The sequence below is a fragment of the Hymenobacter terrenus genome (assembly GCF_000972495.1).
Taxonomy (GTDB): domain Bacteria; phylum Bacteroidota; class Bacteroidia; order Cytophagales; family Hymenobacteraceae; genus Hymenobacter; species Hymenobacter terrenus.
Genome location: NZ_LATM01000004.1, coordinates 122,300 through 139,510 on the forward strand (window position 1 = coordinate 122,300; position 17,211 = coordinate 139,510).

Genomic DNA, 17,211 nt, shown 5'->3' on the forward strand with positions numbered 1-17,211 from the left:
TGGCCGACAGTATTTACTATGATGACTGAAGCAGATTACTACGCCTTATTTGAAGCTTACTCACACGGCGAACTAGCCGGGCCCGCTCGTGCCAATCTCGAAGCGCGCCTCGCGGCCGACCCGGTCCTGGCCCTGCGCTACGCCGACTTCACCGAAATGACCGGCACCTTGCGCGCCTACGGCCAGCGCCACCAGGTGCGCCAGCGCTTGCGCGGCATCCACGCGGCCATGCTGGCCGCCGATGCGCCGGAAGAAATATCCAAACCTGAGACCACTGAGCCGGCCAAACTGACCTATTCAGTGAACCCAATGCTGAGCATTTCGCGCACCGAGCAGCGGCTGCGCGAATTCTGGAGCGGCCACCGTGCCACAGTGGGCGTAGCGGCTTCGGTGGCAATTCTGGCCGTGTTTGCTACACTGCTGGGCTTGGAACTGTATCGGACGTCGAAAACCCAGCCTTCACTCTACGGCTACCAGGTACTACGCCGGGAAGTCGAACGGATAAAAAAGAATCAGAAGGATTTAACACTAACGCTCAACCAATTCGGCAAGCCTAGTACAGGTGCTCCAGCTCCGGTGGTCAGCAAATTCAGCGGTACGGGCTTCGCGCTAACTTCGGAGGGGTACCTGGTCACCAGCTACCATGTCATTCAAGGAGCTGATTCGCTGCTGATTGAAGGCCGCGACCGGCAGCGCTACCACGCCGAACCCGTGTATTCTGACGTGAAGCACGATTTAGCTATTCTGAGGATTACTGACAAGAAATTCACCAGTTTCGGCCGCTTGCCCTACGCTATTAAATCGGGCCAGGCTGATTTGGGGGAGCGGGTGTTCACGCTGGGCTATCCACGCGAGGACGTAGTGTATGGTGAAGGTGCCCTGAGTGCCCGCTCGGGTTTTGAAGGCGACACGGCTTTCTACCAAGTGAGCATTCCAGTAAATCCTGGCAACTCGGGTAGCCCGCTGCTTGATGAGCGTGGCAACCTGATTGGCGTGGTAAGCGGGCGTCAGAACGATGCGCAAAGTGCAGCATTTGCCACCAAGTCATCGTATCTGGTGCGCTTGGTCGATTCGCTGGCGGCGGCCAAGCCCGCAGCACCTTATCACCTGCCGCGCTACGGGCAGCTGGGCTACGCTACGCGACCACAACAACTCAAGAAGCTGCAGGACTATGTGTTCGTAGTCAAGGTATTTGAATAGGCCTTGCGCGCTCCTAAGCTTGCACAAATGATGCGCTTCTAATCTCATATAAAAGCCCGTTTCTTCGCTGAAGCGGGCTTTTCTTTTTGCTGGATTTCCTATTAAAAAAGTTGCTACTACCTTCGCTCTGAAGCAGGCGAATCATTCGGGCAGACAGCTCCATTGGCAGATGCCCTTGTAACAACCTTGCACGCCTGAAATCAGTATTTAGGCTCAGGTAATCGCAGGTTACTCTCTTCTTTTTTGCATTCATTAATTCTGCACTCCGTGGCTCAAAAACAACAAACTCCGCCTACTGGTAACGATGTTGCCGGCTCGGCCATATTCAAAAAGTTTCTGCAGACGGCCGAAGGCTACATTCGTCAGCCCACCCGCATGAAAAAGCTGCTGACGGACGCTTACCAGAAAGCCAGTGAAAAGAATGACGTCGGCACGCTGGCCCATGAAGCCTGGGAAACCCTCCAGACCATGTTCCGGCTGATCAAAGCGTCAGTGTCGGGCGAATACACGGGCGTACCCGGCACCACAGTGGCAGCGGCCGTAGCCGTGCTTATCTACTTTTTGAGCCCCATTGACCTGATTCCGGACTTCATTCCAGTGCTGGGCCTGCTCGACGACGTGGCCCTGGTGGCTTGGTTCTCGACTACGTTGAAAGGCGAAATGGACAAGTTTCTGGAGTGGGAGTCGACTCGCCCGCAACTAGCCGCTATTGCGGCCACCTCGGCTGCGCCTGTTGCAACGGCTCCGGCTGGCTCCTCCCATGCTTCCGCCACTGCCTCTGACCGTGCCCAACCAGCTGCCGAATCGGCGAAGCAACACGGCACCACCGACGCGCCCACCAATCCCGCTTCTAATACCGACTCAGGACTGGGCTCGCCTGAAAGCAGCAGCCCTCGCCCGGTACATGAGGCTGGCCCCGATACCCAGCCTACGGGCACAAACAGCGGCACGGCCAACACCTGGGAAGGCAGCCGCAATGGCACCGACGCTGGCAATCTCGATACCGGCGGCAACGTGCGCTAGCTTTCGTTTCCGCTAAGCAAAAAAGCCCCGGCAACCTGTGTTGCCGGGGCTTTTTGCTGGAAATAACCCTTAGCCTTAGGCCGCCGCCGCGTGGTCGCGTACGTAGCGCACGAAGTCGCCCACTGTGTAGAGCGGCACCTCGTCGGGGATGACGATGCTGAAGTTGCGCTCCAGCTCAAGAATGATGTCAACAACGTCGACGGTGTCGAAACGCAGGTCGCGGGCGAGGCTAGCAGTTTTGCGCACACGGCTGGCCCGGATGGCCTTACGCTTGCTGATGATACGAAAAACCTGCTGCTCGATGGAAGCGGTGGGAGCTGGGTTAGTGGTGGATACGTACATAAATAGTGCAAAAAAGAGGTGAGTTCTGAGATATTGGGAATAGCTGGGGCGCGATTGCGGAGGTACCCGCCGATGGTTGATGCAGCAACAAGAACCGGCCGGCGGGTACCGACAACGCATAAATTATTAAGCTAGTACCGGCGGCGAATCCGCTTCTATTTTCCTAGAGTCTACCTCAACCGAATTGGTTGCAAGGGTATCCGGATTTTTTCCGGATATTTTTCCTTTTAGCGTTTCGCTCAGCAGGTACATTACCGGCACTACCACCAGCGTCACCAATGTGGCAAAGCTCAGGCCAAAGATGATGGTCCAGGCCAGTGGGCCCCAGAAAGTCACCGATTCGCCGCCAATGAAGAAGTGCGGGTGACCGGAATTGAACAGTTCGTAAAAGTCAATATTCAGTCCAATGGCCAGTGGAATGAGACCCAGGATGGCCGCGGTAGCCGTGAGGATAACCGGGTTGAGGCGAGTGCGGCCGGCCAAAATGATGGCCTCACGCATCGGCATGCCCTGCGAGCGGAGCATGTCAGTGAATTCGACCAACAGGATACCATTTTTCACCACGATACCCGCTAGGGCGATGATGCCCACCCCCGTCATCACAATGCTGATGTTCATGCCGGTGATGGCCAACCCGAGGAGTACGCCGATGATGGAAAAAATTACCTCCGACAAAATGATGAGCGGCTTGCTGAACGAGTTGAACTGCGTAACCAGAATGAGGAAAATCAGGCCCAGCGCACCGAGGCCAGCCATGGGCAGGAAGTCGCTGGTTTCTTTTTGGTCTTCTTCAGCGCCGCCCATTTTGATGGTGTAGCCAGGCGGCGTGGGGAAGGATTGAAGGGCGCGGCGAATATTGGCCACTACATCGGGACCGGTGAAACCGTTGAGCACGTTGGACGAGATAGTAATAACCCGCTTCACGTCTTTGCGTTTGATACCGCCGTAGGTGGTGCTGTAGGTAACATCGGCTACCGATGAGATGGGCACCTGACGCACCGAGCCCGTGGCATCGCGGAAGGTGAGTGGCGCGTTCACGATGGCATTCACGTCTTGGCGGTAAGGCTTGGCGTAGCGCACCTGAATGGGATATTCATCGTCGGATGTTTTGAATTTGCTTGCCTCAGTACCATAGATGGATGTGCGAACCTCGAAGCCAATCTGGCCGGTGGTGATGCCTTCGCGGTTGGCCCGCACACGGTCGATGTTGACGGCAATTTCCGGGTTGCGGTCTTCCAGGTTAGAACGCAGCTGCTCAACGCCCCCAATTTTCAGCGAGTCGATGTAGCGAGTCACTTTCTTGGAAAGGTTAGCCAACGCCACGTAGTCGTCGCCAGCTACTTCAATGGCTATTTCCTTGCCCGAGGGCGGGCCACTCGATTCCTGGTCTACCGATATCTCAGCTCCTGGAATGCCTTTTACCACTTCCCGAATTTTATCCATGTAAATACTGGTAGCCTGTCCCTTGCGCTCGCTGAGCTCCTTAAAAGCCACCGCTACCTTGCCCATATGCGACTGCGACACGCCTTGAGCAGTAGCTTCGGCTGGGTCGCCGGCACCAATGGCCACGTTGGTAATCAGCGATTCCACGTCGGGGTTATGCTCACCGATGACGCCATAGATGCGTTTCTCCAGCACACGAGTGATGGAGTCAGTTACCTCCACGCGGGTACCAACCGGCATCATGAGGTAGGTGTAAATGAACTTGGGGTCACCTTTGGGAAAGAAGGCGACTTTGGGCTGCCGAATGCCTACGGCCACGATAGAAATGATGAACAGGAACACCATACCAAGCATAACGAGGCCCTGGCGCCAGAGCGTGCCACCCGTCACGGTCCGCACCAGGTTGGCATAGCCGTTCTGGAAGCGCGGCAGAATGTTGCGCTGGAAACCAGCAATGAGGTGCACCAACACAAAGCGGTCGAGGAAGCAGAGCGCGATAATGGTCACCGTGAGGTTGCCCAGGAAGGTGGAGCCCGATACGTACCCGATGATGGCTACCAGCAGCAGCGCGCCCATGGCTAGCAGGAAGCCACGGGTCAGTTTGGGGCTACCTGCATCTTCAAGGTGCTCGTCACGCTTCATAAAGCTCACGGCAAATACCGGGTTCATGATGAAGGCCACGATGAGCGACGACATCAGTGTGAGAATGAGCGTGACCGGCAGATAATACATGAACGAGCCCACAATACCCGGCCAGAACAGCAGCGGCACAAACGGCGCCACTGTAGTCAGTGTACCGGCCAAAACGGGTACGAATACCTCGCCCGCCGCAAATTTGGCCGCCTTGGGCGTATCGAGGTTGGGGTGCTCGTGCAGCAGACGGTGGGTATTTTCGATAACCACAATGGCATCATCGACCACAATACCCAGCGCGAGCAGGAAGGCGAACAGCACAATCATGTTCAGCGAGAAGCCGAAGCCAGGAAGCATCACAAAGGCCAGGAACATGCTCAGCGGCACTGACAAACCAACGAACAATGCGTTGGTGGTACCCATGAAGAAGAGCAGAATCAACGTCACCAGCAGGAAGCCGATGATAATAGTGTTGATAAGGTCGTTGAGGGTAACGCGGGTGTCGTTCGACGTGTCACCAGTTACAGTGATAGTCAACTCCTTGGGCAATGACGATTTTGAATCAGCAATAATTTGCTTGATTTTATCGGAGGCATCAATCAGGTTCTCGCCCTGGCGCTTCACCACGTTCAGAGTAATGGCGGGCTTGCCATCGAGGCGAGCGTAGCTTTCGCGGTCCTTAAAGGCATCCTCGACGGTGGCGATGTCACCGAGCCGCACAGGCGAGCCATTGAGGTTCTTGATTTGGATATCGGCAATATCGGCGGCACGGACATACTGGCCGGCCACACGCACAGCCCGCTTCTGGGTGCCCACGTCGATAGAGCCACCCGATATGGTCACGTTCTCGCCACTAATGGCGCGGGTGATGTCGGAGAAAGCCAAGCGCGAAGCACGCAGCTTGTACAAGTCCACGTCCACGTTCACTTGCTGGTCGAGGGCACCAACGATGTCAACCCGCGTGATTTCGGGCAGGGCTTCCATCTTGTCCTGAAAGTCGTCGGCAAACTTTTTGAGCTGTACCACCGAGAGGTTGCCCGCCAGGTTGACGTACATAATGGGTTGCTCCGAGAAGTTCACCTCGTTAACCGTCGGTGGCGAGGGCAGGTCCGTGGGCAGTTCGGTAGAAGCCTTATCCACGGCATCCTTAATGAGCTGCTTAGCATACTGCACGTCTACGTTGGAGTTGAACTCCACGTCTACGATGCAATAGTCCTGGTTGGAGGTTGAGTTGATTTTCTTCACTCCGTTCACGCTCTTAATCTCTTTCTCTAACTGGCGCGTAACGAGGTTCTCAATGTCAGCCGGTGAGGTTCCGGGGTACACCGTGGCCACGATGATGCGCGGAATCACAATGTCCGGAAACTTCTCTTTGCCCAGTTTGATGTAGGCAAAAATGCCGGCCAGGCACAATATCACCGTGATGATGTAGATACTGGTTTTGTTGTTGATGGACCAACTGGTGGGGCCAAATTCTTTTTCGATGTCCTGCATGATTGGGTAATGCTAAGGAAAATAACTACTTATAACGCAACTTCTGACCTGTTGCCTCAGCACCAGCGGTACTAAAGGAGTTGAGGCAGCACCGACCTATCGAAAGCCCTCTAGCTAGCCGTCCCGGACACGGCTACTCGCTGGCCTTCATTGAGGTTCTGGTAGCCGCCGGAAATCACTTCGTCATTGGTAGCCAAGCCACTAATTACTTCTATCCGGCCGTTGTAGGTGTTGCCGGTCTTGATAAGGCGCTTCTTGGCTATGACCTTGCCGCCCTCCCGACCCACTACGTAAACGTAGCTGTTCTGCTCGTCTTTTTGCACCAAGTCTACAGGCAGCACATTGGTATTGACTCGGTTATAGTTCTGAATACGCACGGTAGCCACCATATTGGGACGCAATTGATTGGCCTTATTAGCCGGCAAGCGTAGCTCCACGGTGAAGGTGCGGCTGGTGGGGTCGATGGACTTGCCCACAGCGCGCACCGTAGAGGTAATTTCCTCACCACTCAGGTCCGGAATGGTCACGAGAGCTTTGTCGCCATTTTTGATGCCGTTGGCATAGGTCTCACTCACATCAGCCAGGATTTTACCGCCCGAGCCGCTGGTCAGGCGTACCACCGGCGTACCAGGAGCCACCGTTTCGCCTAGCTTAGGCATCACGTCGTCGACCGAGCCGCTGAAGGGTGCCACTACATTGTATAGCGCGCGCTGCTGGTTCAGAGTCGAGAGATTGCGCTGCAAGGCCTCGTAGTTGTTTTTGGCTTGTAGGTACTGGATTTCGGTGCCAATCTGCTGCTTCCACAGGCCACTTTGCTTTTCGTAGACCGTGCGGGCCAAGTCCATGCGGGTGCGTAGCTCGGCAATGCTGGCATCTAGAATGTTAGCGTCGATAGTAGCCAGCACTTGGCCTTTGCTCACCCGGTCGCCGCGCTGCACGCGCACACTGGTGAGGTTGCCCGCCGCCCGGGCTCCCACGGTGGCATTCTGGTCGTAGTCGACGCGGCCCTGCACTTCGAGGTAACTCCGAAAATTTTCGGGCTGCACCTTAATAATAGACACTGGCGTAGCGGCCACGGTGGCGGAATCGGCACCAGTGCCGGCCTTGGCTTCGAGCTCGGCTATTTTAGCCTGGGTCGCGGCTTGCTCTTGCTTCAGTTTGGCCAGCTCGGCCTTGGGGTCTTTGCTGCTACCGCCGCACGAAGCCAGAAATAAGCTGGTTGCTAATAGCTGATAGCTGATAGCTTTTTTCAGGAAGTTGTTATTGGTTGCAAAAGGAGTGTTCATCTGTTTCACGCGAGGTTTCAAAAATTGAGGGGAAGGCCATCAACTGCTAGCTGACAGCCGTGAGCTAACCGCTATTTCGTAGCCTGATACAGCTCGCCAGTCGCCTTATCGCGGTCGACCTTCGCCACGAGCACGTCGTAAATAGCACCGTAGTAGTTGGTCTGCGCCGTGCGCAGGTCGGTTTCGGCGGTGATGACTTCCAGGTTAGAACCCACCCCGGCGTTGAACTTGATGCGCGTGACGCGAGCCACGTCAGTGGCCAGGTCCAGGTTGGCTTTTTGGTTGTCGAGCACGTCGAGGGCGTTTACCAGCGTGGTGCGGCTTTGCGCGTCCTCCAGGTCGATGCTCTGCTTCAGTGTTTCGAAGCCTTTCTCAATGGTTTGCTGCGCGATGCGGCCTTGCTGCACCTGGTACTTCCGGCGGAAGCCGTCGAACACCGGCACCTGCAAGCTCAGCCCCACGTTGCCAAAGCCAAACCAGTTCTGGTTGGGGAAGCCATTGCTGCTGCGCGAGTTGGGGCCGCGGAAGGCAAATAAGTCGCTGGCCGATTTAGCCGAGCCCGTGAAGCCATATGCGCCCGTGAGTACGAGGCGCGGGTAAGCTCCCGCCTGCCGGTTGCGCAAGTCGAGGCCCGCCAGCGCCTGCTGCGTTTCCAGGGTCGTGAACTCGATGCGGTTGTTGTAGTTCAGGGCACCGCGGGCGGCTGGGGGCAGGCCACCCGAGAGCGCGTTTTGCTGGTCGAGGCGGTTTTGCACGGCCGCGTTATCAGTGTTGGGCGTTGTTGGCGCGGTGGGAACATTGCCTTGGCCGGCGCCCCCATTGGCAAAGTCGGCAGTACCGAGGCGCTGCCGAAGCGCGGCGGCATCCACCACCGCCGCCCCGAGGGAATCGGTGAGCTGCACGCTCTGCTGCTGGGGCAGGCCCATCTGAAACTTGAGCAGAGCCACGCTCAGCTCCGTTAGGCGCTGGGCTTTTTGCTGCTCTACCACCAGGTTGTTACGCTGCACACGTAGGCGGTCCACATCCAGCTTCTCAGCAAAGCCGGCTTTGAAGGTTTGGTTAGTTTGAAACAGCACGGTATCGAGCCGCTGCACATTGCGGGCCAGCAGAGCCAGGCGTGAGCGGGCTACGAGCGTGCTGTAGTAGGCCTTACTCACCTGTTCAACCACATCTATCTCAGCCTGCTGAGTTTGCTTTTTAGCCAGCTCAGTGTACACCTTAGCTGCCTTCAGCCCAATAAGATACGAGCCATCAAACAGCAGTTGCGACACCGAGGCGCTGGTGTTGCCGGCGTACCGCAGGCCGAAGGCAATGGCCTGCGGCGGTTGTGGTTCCGATGGCAGCGTAACGGGCCTGATATTAACTGTTTGACCCGATTGCGCAGCTGCAATATCAGTCGCCGTGAGGGGCGTAGCCGTGGGCCCGCCACCGAATCCGGAGAAATCGACAAGGCTCTTTTGCAGTTTGAAGTTGTCCGACAGGTTAGTAGCCAGGTTCACTTGGGGCAGGCCTTGGCTCTTGATTTCGCCCACGCGGGCTTTAGCCGTAGCTTCGGCCAAGCGGGTAGCCAGCAGTGAGGGCTTATTCTGCACCGCGTAACTAACAGCTTGTTGCAGGCTCAGGGGCATGATACCGGTAGCAGGCGGGGCCGTCGGCAGCGCCGAGGGCTGGGACTGGGCAAGCAGTTCTTGCGGCACGGCCGCACTCAGGGCAGCCAGCAGCAGGAATCTGGGTCGAAACAACATCTTCATAACAGCAAAAAGGGTAACGAGTAAGCGGGAATTGCGGGTTATTCTTCTTCAGTCACGTGGCGGTACTGGTTGATGAGCTTATGGCCCTTGATGGTGGCCACCCCCAGCATAAAATGCTCTACTAATGCAACTGAGACACGCTCGGCCCCAAACCGCTGGGGTGGGTAGAGAGTCGCGTCGAAGAGCAGTTCAATCTCTGCCAGACGCAGGCGAGCCAATACCTCCACGTCCAGGTCGGACCGATAGAGGCCTTCGGCAATGCCCCGGCGCAGGTTGTCGATGATTTGAGAGAGGATAAACTCGTGCTTGTGAACCATCCAGAGCTTCCAGGCTTCGGCGTGAAACTTCTGGAGGTCGTAAAAAATACTGGGGTGAATGTTGGTGAACTGCTGCTTCATCCACTCCATCATTCGAAACAGCTCGTCGATGGCTGACCCCGCGGCTTCTATCAAGCTAGTGCATTCGCGCTGAGTTGAGTCGAGGTGGTGAGTCATCATTCCAAGCACAATCTGGTCCTTGTTTTCGAACCATTTATAAAGAGTCTTTTTCGACATGGCCATATCAGCGGCGATGTCGTCCATGCTCACGCTTTTGATGCCATTGCGCATAAAAAGATTTTGCGCATGATGAAGAATTCGGTCTTTGATTTCCATAGTTAACACGACAAAGATACAATGGAAACTTTTATCGTCTCTAAAGTTTCCATTAATTTTATCGCAATCATCCTTTGGGTAGAATTCGTTCCCGCCCGGTGATGGACGAATTGTGGGACAATTTATTTTGGCCCTCATCGAAAAATTTCATTCCTCCGGCAACCTACAGACTAAATTCAGTAGCAATGTAAAGCTAATATCATTAGCTTACTTATCGCAACTAGTCCTATTATTAATTTATGAACAAGGGTCACCATTCGGTTAGTCTAAAGCACTATTGGCGGGTACTTTTGTATAGGCTCTGTCGGGCTGCTCTTATTTTACCCCCATGAAAATTCGCACTGGCTTCGGCTACGACGTTCACCAATTACAAGAAGGGTTGCCATTCTGGCTCGGTGGCATCCAGGTGCCGCACACGCACGGTGCCCTGGGCCACTCCGATGCCGACGTGCTCATTCACGTTATCTGCGACGCGCTGTTGGGTGCGGCTAACCTGCGCGACATCGGCTTCCATTTCCCTGATACTGACCCGCAATACAAAGGCATCGACTCGAAGCGCCTGCTCAGCGAGGTGATGCGCCTGCTGCGGGCCAAGGGCTACGAAGTGAGCAACATCGACTCCACTGTCTGCCTGGAGCAGCCCAAAGTAAACCCGCACATTGCCGAAATGCAGCGCGTGCTGGCCGCCGTGATGGGAATTGCCGAGGATGACATTTCCATCAAAGCAACCACCACCGAAAAACTTGGCTTTGTAGGTCGGCAAGAAGGCGTGGCGGCCTATGCCACCGTGCTCATTCAACAAGCCTAACAACCCTGTTATCCCTCTTCGCTTCATGAATAAAACGCTCCTCCTACTGGCCTGCTTAACCCTGGCTGATATTGCTCCGGCTCGTGCCCAGGGCAAGGTGAAAATCAAAACCAAAAAGAGCAGCCCCGTTCGGCCGGCAAAGAGTGAGGCCGCCACGCAGCCTACGCCAGCCAGTACCGACCTGAGCGTGAAATACGCCGACCTGGTATCGGCTGAGCGCTTGCGCACTCACTTAGCCGTGCTGGCTTCGGATGAGTACGAAGGCCGCGAAACGGGCACCAAAGGCCAGCACATGGCCGCCGCCTACATTACCGAGCAGTTCAAGAACGCAGGATTGCAAGGGCCAGTACCCAACACCGCCGACCTCTACCAGCAGCACTTCAACGTGGAGCAGGTGACGTGGGCCGAGGGCGCTACCTTGAAAGTGGGCAACACTAGCTACGCTTGGCTCACAGATTTCTATGGCTTAAACGACTCACCTTTCACGGAGGAAACTACAGTGAAGCCCGTGTTTGTGGGCTACGGCATTGAGCAGCCCGGCTACTCCGATTACGCCGGGCTGGATGTCAAGGGCAAAGATTTGCTCGTTGTCCTCGGCGAGCCGACCAGCGCTGACGGCAAAGCAGTGCTCAGCACCGACGGCTCGCCCACGAAATGGGGCAATGATTACCGCGCCAAGGCGTTGGTAGCGGCGCAGAAAGGGGCGCGCACGGTGTTTTTCGTGAGCTTCAACTCTACCAGCAATTTCGCTAAGCAGACGGCACGCCTCACGCCGTACATCACCCGGCCGTCCACCGTAATGGTGAGCGACGACAAACCCAGCCGGGCGCCGGCGTTTTTCGTTTCGCCGGCCGTGGGCCTGCAGGTGCTGGGCACCACCGATGCTGCGATACAGGCCTATCTGGCCAAAATCGCGGCGGCGAAGCAACCGGTACCGGCGCCGTTCAAGGTGAAGCCGATGCAGATTAAGGCGGTTCGGAAACGCACGACGCTCGACACGCAGAACGTGCTAGGCTTCCTCGAAGGCACTGATAAAAAGGAGGATGTCATCGTCATTTCGGCGCACCACGACCATTTGGGCATACAGGACGGAAAGGTCTTCAACGGGGCTGATGACGACGGGTCGGGCACTACGGCCATTATTAGCATGGCGGAGGCCTTTGCCCAGGCTAAAAAGGAAGGGCACGGCCCGCGCCGTAGCTTGCTCTTTCTGAGCGTGACCGGCGAGGAAAAGGGTCTGTTCGGTTCGGAATATTATTCTAAGCACCCGGTGTTTCCGCTGGCCAGCACCGAGGTCGATTTGAACGTGGACATGATAGGCCGCACCGACCCTGAACACGAGGGCAAGGCCGACTACGTGTACGTCATCGGCTCCGACAAGCTGGCCTCGGAGCTGAAAGTGATTAACGAAGCACAGAATAAGCAGTACACGCAACTCGACCTGGATTACAGGTTCGACGACCCGGACGACCCGAACCGCTTTTACTACCGCTCCGACCACTACAACTTCGCGGTGAACAAGGTCCCGGTAGCTTTTTTCTTCAACGGCGTGCACGCCGACTACCACCAGGATACTGACGAAATCAGCAAAATTCAATTTGACAAAATGGAGAAGCGGGCCCGCCTGGTTTTCCATACCGCCTGGGAGCTGGCGAATCGCGACGGCCGCATCGTAGTCGACTCCAACAAACCGTAGTGCAGCTGAAAAGCCCGGACGTCCTGTCGAGCTTGGTCCACCACCTCGTCCCTGTCCTCAAACGGCGGGGCTCGTACACGCGAGATGGATTGGCAAGCCCGACAGGGCGTTTCTGGTTTAATGCCCTTTGACAAATTCCCCTTTCCTAATTATCATGAAAAACATGGTGTTGTGCGGGCTGCTAGCCTTGGCCAACGGACTAACGGCTGCGGCCCAACAGGCACCTGCTAAAGCAAAACCCAAAGCCAAGAGCGCAGTCACGATTAGCAAGAGCGCGGCCCCGAATTGGTCGCGAACCTACGCCACCGGCATTCGGCCTGAAGAGCTGCGCCAGCACCTGACGGTGGTGGCTTCGGATGCCTTTCAGGGACGCGAGGCGGGGCAGCCGGGCCAGAAGCTGGCGGCAGAATATCTGGTAAAGCAGTTCGCGGAACTGGGCCTGCAAGGGCCCGTGACAGGCAGCGACAACCCGTATTTGCAGCACTTCCAGCTTACCCGAGGCAACTACGAAGGCGGAGGCTACCTGAAAGTAAATGGCCAACGGTACGAGTGGCTGAGCGACTTTTTCAGCTACGGACCGATGCCATCGCCTTTCCGGGCCGAGACCGTTACGCAGCCGATTTTTGTGGGCTTTGGGGTGGAGCAGGGCCCTTATTCGGACTACGCCGGGCTTGATGTGAAGGGCAAAGACGTGGTTGCCATTATGGGCGCGCCGCAGGACGAGCGGGGGCGTAACCTGCTCAAACCCTACGGCCGCAAGGCGGACTATTGGGATTCGGGCCTGCGCAAGGCGGCACTGGCCAAGGCCAAGGGCGCCCGCAGCATTTTTCTGATGACGTTTGCGCCCACGGCGGAATTTCAGAAGCAAGCCGTGCAATTTGCCGATCCACTGCACGAGCCCGCTTTTTCCCTGCCCGACCCCGGCCCGGAAATCATCGATACAGTACGGGAGGACCTCCCGCCGGGCATCGGCGTGTACCTGACTTCGCAGGAACTGGGATTGCAGCTGGCAGGCACTACCCTGCCGGGGCTGATGGAATACGTCCGGACCCTGGGGCAGGCGGGTGGGCCGGTAAAGGCCGGATTTCAGCCGCCCGCCGTGACTATTCACTTGCCCCAGGCGCAGGAGCAACTCACTACTGAGAACGTGTTGGGCTTCCTCGAAGGCAGCGATAAAAAAGAGGAAGTGCTGGTAATATCCGCTCACTACGACCACTTGGGCGTGAAACACGACACGATTTATAATGGGGCCGACGACGACGGGTCTGGCACGGTAGCGGTGCTGGCCCTGGCCAAAGCCTTTTCTCAAGCCAAGAAAGACGGCCACGGCCCGCGCCGCAGTATCTTATTTGCCACGATGACGGCGGAGGAAGAAGGCTTGTTTGGCTCGGAATACTACACCGCGCACCCGGTGTTTCCGCTAGCCAATACCATTGCCGACCTGAACATCGACATGGTGGGCCGCACCGACCGCAAGCATAGCCCGAAGAAGCGTTTTGTGTGTGTGGTGGGCTCGGATAAGCTGTCATCGGAGCTGCACCGGATTAACGAAGCGGCCAACCGCGACTACACCAAGCTGGAGCTGGACTACCACTTTAACATTCCCAACGAGCCCGAACATATCTACTACCGCTCTGACCATTACAACTTTGCACGCCGCAAAATCCCGGTGATTTTTTACACAACCGGCGAGCACGCCGACTACCACAAGGCTACTGACGACGTGGAGAAAATTGAGTTCGACAAGCTGGCCGAGCGGGCGCAGCTGGTGTTCCATACGGCGTGGGAACTGGTGAACCGGGAAGGGCGGATTGTAGTGGATTCCAACAAGCCCTGAGTTTATTTCGCACAGAGGTTAGGAGAGGTAAATGAGGTTTACAGAGTTATGTTATGGAGAAAGATGAGTTGACTGGTCAGATTTTGGGAGTGGCTTTTCGGGTGCATACCGCGCTTGGGCCGGGGTTATTGGAGTCGGTGTACGAGATTGTGCTGGCGCATGAACTGCGAAAAGAGGGTTTGCTAGTGGCTACACAGGTGGAAATGCCTGTCGTGTACGATGGCATTCGGCTGGACTTGGCTTTTCGGGCCGACATGATTGTGGAGAGCCGGGTGATTTTGGAGTTAAAATCTGTTGAAGCGTTAGCACCTGTGCATTCCAAGCAGCTGCTCAATTATTTGAAGCTTTCAGGCCTGAGAACTGGCTTGTTGATTAATTTCAATTCCATGCATTTAAAAGACCAACTCATTCGCCTTTCCAATTAGCTCGGGCAGACTCTTTTACCTCACCTGACCTCTGTGCGAAAATGAAAGCCGACCAATTCCTTAAAGACGCCGAAGCCAAAGCATTCGACCGCGAACACCGCCGCAAAATCCGCTTCAACATCGGCAAATACGACGCGGCCGTGAGCGCCGGGCTCAAGCTCTACGACCAGCATGACCTGGCCCGCGACCGCGGCGCCTATCTCAAAGCCACCGTGCTGGAAAAGCTCGACGAGTATCTGCTGCAATTCGAAGCTGCCTTCACCGCCCGCGGCGGCCGGGTGATTTGGGCACGCGACGCGGCCGAGGCACTGGCCGAAATCGGCAAGCTGGCCAAGGCGCGCGGAGCCAAAACTGTGGTGAAGGCCAAAAGCATGACTACCGAGGAAATCCACCTCAACCAGTACTTAAGCACGCAAGGCATTGAGTCCGTCGAAACGGACCTGGGCGAGTATATCGTGCAGCTGAACGGGGAACGGCCCTACCACATCGTGACGCCTGCCATGCACCTGAGCAAGGCCGACATCAACAACATTTTCGTGAAGCACCTCGGCACCGAGTCGACTGATGATGCCCAGCAGCTGGTGCTCACGGCCCGCCACCTGCTCCGCAACAAATACACCGCCGCCGAAGTGGGCGTGACCGGCGGCAACTTCCTCATCGCCGATGCCGGCGCCGTGGCCGTCACTGAGAATGAGGGGAATGCCCGCTTGTCGGCTACTTTTCCCAAGCTGCACATTGCGGTGGTGGGCCTCGAGAAAGTCATTCCCAGCCTCACGGATTTGGACCTGTTCTGGCCGTTGCTCAGCACCAGCGGCACTGGCCAGCAAGTCACGGTGTACAATACTGTGTACTTTGGGCCACGCCAGGCTGGCGAGGTAGACGGGCCGGAGGAAATGGTGGTTATCCTGCTCGACAATGGCCGCACCACCCTATTGGCCCAGCCCGACAAGCGGGCCGCCCTGCGCTGCATCCGCTGCGGAGCCTGCCTGAACGTGTGCCCGGTATACAAGAACATCGGCGGGCACACCTACGAAACCACTTATTCCGGGCCCATCGGCTCAGTCATTAGCCCGCACCTGTCTGGGCTGCCCGAGCACAAGCACCTGAGCTACGCCAGCAGCCTGTGCGGAGCCTGTACTAGCGTGTGCCCGGTGCGCATTCCGCTGCACAACCTACTGCTGCTCAATCGCCAGCAGAGTGTGCAGGAAGGACACGCCCCCACCGAGGAGCGCGCCGCCATCGGCCTGTGGAAGTGGAGCATGCAGCACCGCTGGGCCCTCGACGTGCTGCCCGCCAAAGTGAAAGACTGGAGCCTGGGCCGCCTGCTGGGCCAAGTGGGCTGGAGCAAGCGGCGGGCGGCGCTGGCGGTAGCGCCGGCCTCGTTCCGGGAACTGTGGAAGCGGCACGTGGCACCACAATAGCCAAGTTAATATTCTGGCAGTTCGACGTTTCTACGCATTTGCTCGTATCAAGCACTTTCGTTGGTATGCATCCGTATCTGCTTTTAGCTCTGCATGTGGTGGCTGGTTTAGGGGGTGTAGTACTGGTTGTCACCACCTTATCGGCAGCCATTCGCTCGTTCGTTCTGCCCCGCAACGAGGTAGTGCGACTGAACGTGTTGGTATTTGTCAGTATTCGGGTGTTCTTCGACTTGGCCGCCAAAAGGGCTAACTCCTACGAGCGGCGCGACAAGATTATGGCCCACTACGCGCCGGTGGCGTTGGTGGCGCTGCCCGTGATGTGGGAGGCGCTGGTCAGCCTGGGCTATACCTGCATCTACTGGGCCGTGGGTGAGGGCAGCTGGCTGCACTGCTACCAACTGAGCGGCAGCTCGTTGCTGACCCTGGGCACCATTGACAGCTTTAGCGTCGTAGGCGGGTTCCTTACTTATTCCGAAGCCACGCTGGGGCTGCTCTTGCTCACGCTGCTGCTGTCGTATCTGCCCACTATTTACCAGGCGTTTTCGCGGCGGGAGGTGACGGTGGCGCTACTGGAGCTGCGGGCGGGTACACCGCCTACCACCGCTACGCTGCTGTGCTGGCTCAACCCCGACGGCTCGGAAAAGAATGACGAGCTGCAGTGGGCCGAATGGGAGCGGTGGTTTGTGGAGATTGAGGAAAGTCACACCTCGCTGCCCATTCTCTCGTTTTTCCGCTCGCCCCAGCCGGGCCGTTCCTGGGTGACGAGCGGCGGCTTGATTCTGGACACGGCCGCCCTACTCTTCGCCGCCGTGGAAGGCCCCCGTTCCCGGCAGGTCGAACTCACTTTCAAGGCCGGTTGCCTGGCTCTGAATCGGGTGTACCGCTTCTTCGATAATGAGGCCGGGGCCGAATCTACCAGCTTGATGCCCAACCAGGCCCTGCCCGAGCCTGGCCGCGCCGACTTCGATTCGGCGTACGAAGAGCTTGCTGAACGCGGCATGGCCTTGTGCCAGGACCGGGACGCCGCCTGGAGCCAGTACCGCGAACTGCGTGGTCGCTACCTACCGGCTGTGGAATTTCTGGCGCGCCTCACCATGGCTCCGAGCTTAAAAACGACGATGTGAGGCGAAGCTTGTAGAGGACAGCCCTATTCGTTTCACTACCCATCGCCTCGTGCGCGAATAACATTCAGGCAAGGC

12 protein-coding genes and 1 pseudogene are annotated in these 17,211 nt (G+C 57.0%); 8 read left to right on the top strand and 5 right to left on the bottom strand.

Annotated features, from left to right (window positions below; translation table 11 throughout):
* Positions 1-18 precede the first annotated feature (18 nt).
* Both WX88_RS08680 and WX88_RS32090 read left to right on the top strand, forming a co-directional pair.
* Entirely contained in the window at positions 19-1,200 is a 1,182-nt protein-coding gene (locus WX88_RS08680; protein WP_082115928.1) for a S1 family peptidase, read from the top strand.
* Between the two features lie 468 nt (positions 1,201-1,668).
* Positions 1,669-1,830 (top strand): annotated as a pseudogene (locus tag WX88_RS32090) (YkvA family protein); the annotation flags it as partial.
* A 468-nt stretch (positions 1,831-2,298) separates the two neighbouring features.
* Here WX88_RS32090 and WX88_RS08690 read toward each other — a convergent pair.
* From WX88_RS08690 to WX88_RS08710, 5 genes are all read right to left on the bottom strand, one after another.
* Positions 2,299-2,565 carry an acyl carrier protein gene (locus WX88_RS08690; RefSeq protein ID WP_046243959.1) on the bottom strand — a complete coding sequence of 89 codons (267 nt, stop codon included), beginning with the start codon at positions 2,563-2,565 and terminating at the stop codon, positions 2,299-2,301.
* Positions 2,566-2,691: 126 nt separating this feature from the next.
* Positions 2,692-6,135 carry an efflux RND transporter permease subunit gene (locus tag WX88_RS08695; RefSeq protein ID WP_046243960.1) on the bottom strand — a complete coding sequence of 1,148 codons (3,444 nt, stop codon included), beginning with the start codon at positions 6,133-6,135 and terminating at the stop codon, positions 2,692-2,694.
* A 110-nt stretch (positions 6,136-6,245) separates the two neighbouring features.
* On the bottom strand, positions 6,246-7,421 hold the full coding sequence (locus WX88_RS08700; RefSeq protein ID WP_046243961.1) for an efflux RND transporter periplasmic adaptor subunit: 1,176 nt from the start codon (positions 7,419-7,421) through the stop codon (positions 6,246-6,248).
* Positions 7,422-7,492: 71 nt separating this feature from the next.
* Complete coding sequence (locus WX88_RS08705) at positions 7,493-9,172, bottom strand: TolC family protein (RefSeq protein ID WP_052732506.1); 1,680 nt, start codon at positions 9,170-9,172, stop codon at positions 7,493-7,495.
* Between the two features lie 38 nt (positions 9,173-9,210).
* Positions 9,211-9,825: a TetR/AcrR family transcriptional regulator gene (locus WX88_RS08710; protein ID WP_046243962.1), complete on the bottom strand. Its 615-nt coding sequence runs from the start codon at positions 9,823-9,825 to the stop codon at positions 9,211-9,213.
* Between the two features lie 328 nt (positions 9,826-10,153).
* Between WX88_RS08710 and ispF the strand changes: the two genes are divergently transcribed.
* The 6 genes from ispF (at position 10,154) to WX88_RS08740 (ending at position 17,136) form a co-directional block, all read left to right on the top strand.
* Entirely contained in the window at positions 10,154-10,633 is a 480-nt protein-coding gene (ispF, locus tag WX88_RS08715; RefSeq protein WP_046243963.1) for a 2-C-methyl-D-erythritol 2,4-cyclodiphosphate synthase, read from the top strand.
* A 25-nt stretch (positions 10,634-10,658) separates the two neighbouring features.
* Complete coding sequence (locus WX88_RS08720; protein WP_046243964.1) at positions 10,659-12,329, top strand: M28 family peptidase; 1,671 nt, start codon at positions 10,659-10,661, stop codon at positions 12,327-12,329.
* Between the two features lie 154 nt (positions 12,330-12,483).
* Positions 12,484-14,166, top strand: a complete 1,683-nt coding sequence (locus WX88_RS08725; protein ID WP_046243965.1) for a M28 family peptidase — start codon at positions 12,484-12,486, stop codon at positions 14,164-14,166.
* Positions 14,167-14,219: 53 nt separating this feature from the next.
* On the top strand, positions 14,220-14,591 hold the full coding sequence (locus WX88_RS08730) for a GxxExxY protein (RefSeq protein WP_046243966.1): 372 nt from the start codon (positions 14,220-14,222) through the stop codon (positions 14,589-14,591).
* 41 nt (positions 14,592-14,632) lie between these two features.
* Positions 14,633-16,012: a LutB/LldF family L-lactate oxidation iron-sulfur protein gene (locus tag WX88_RS08735; protein WP_046243967.1), complete on the top strand. Its 1,380-nt coding sequence runs from the start codon at positions 14,633-14,635 to the stop codon at positions 16,010-16,012.
* Between the two features lie 65 nt (positions 16,013-16,077).
* Positions 16,078-17,136 (top strand): hypothetical protein, encoded by a 1,059-nt coding sequence (locus tag WX88_RS08740; RefSeq protein ID WP_046243968.1) that lies wholly within the window; start codon positions 16,078-16,080, stop codon positions 17,134-17,136.
* Positions 17,137-17,211 lie beyond the last annotated feature (75 nt).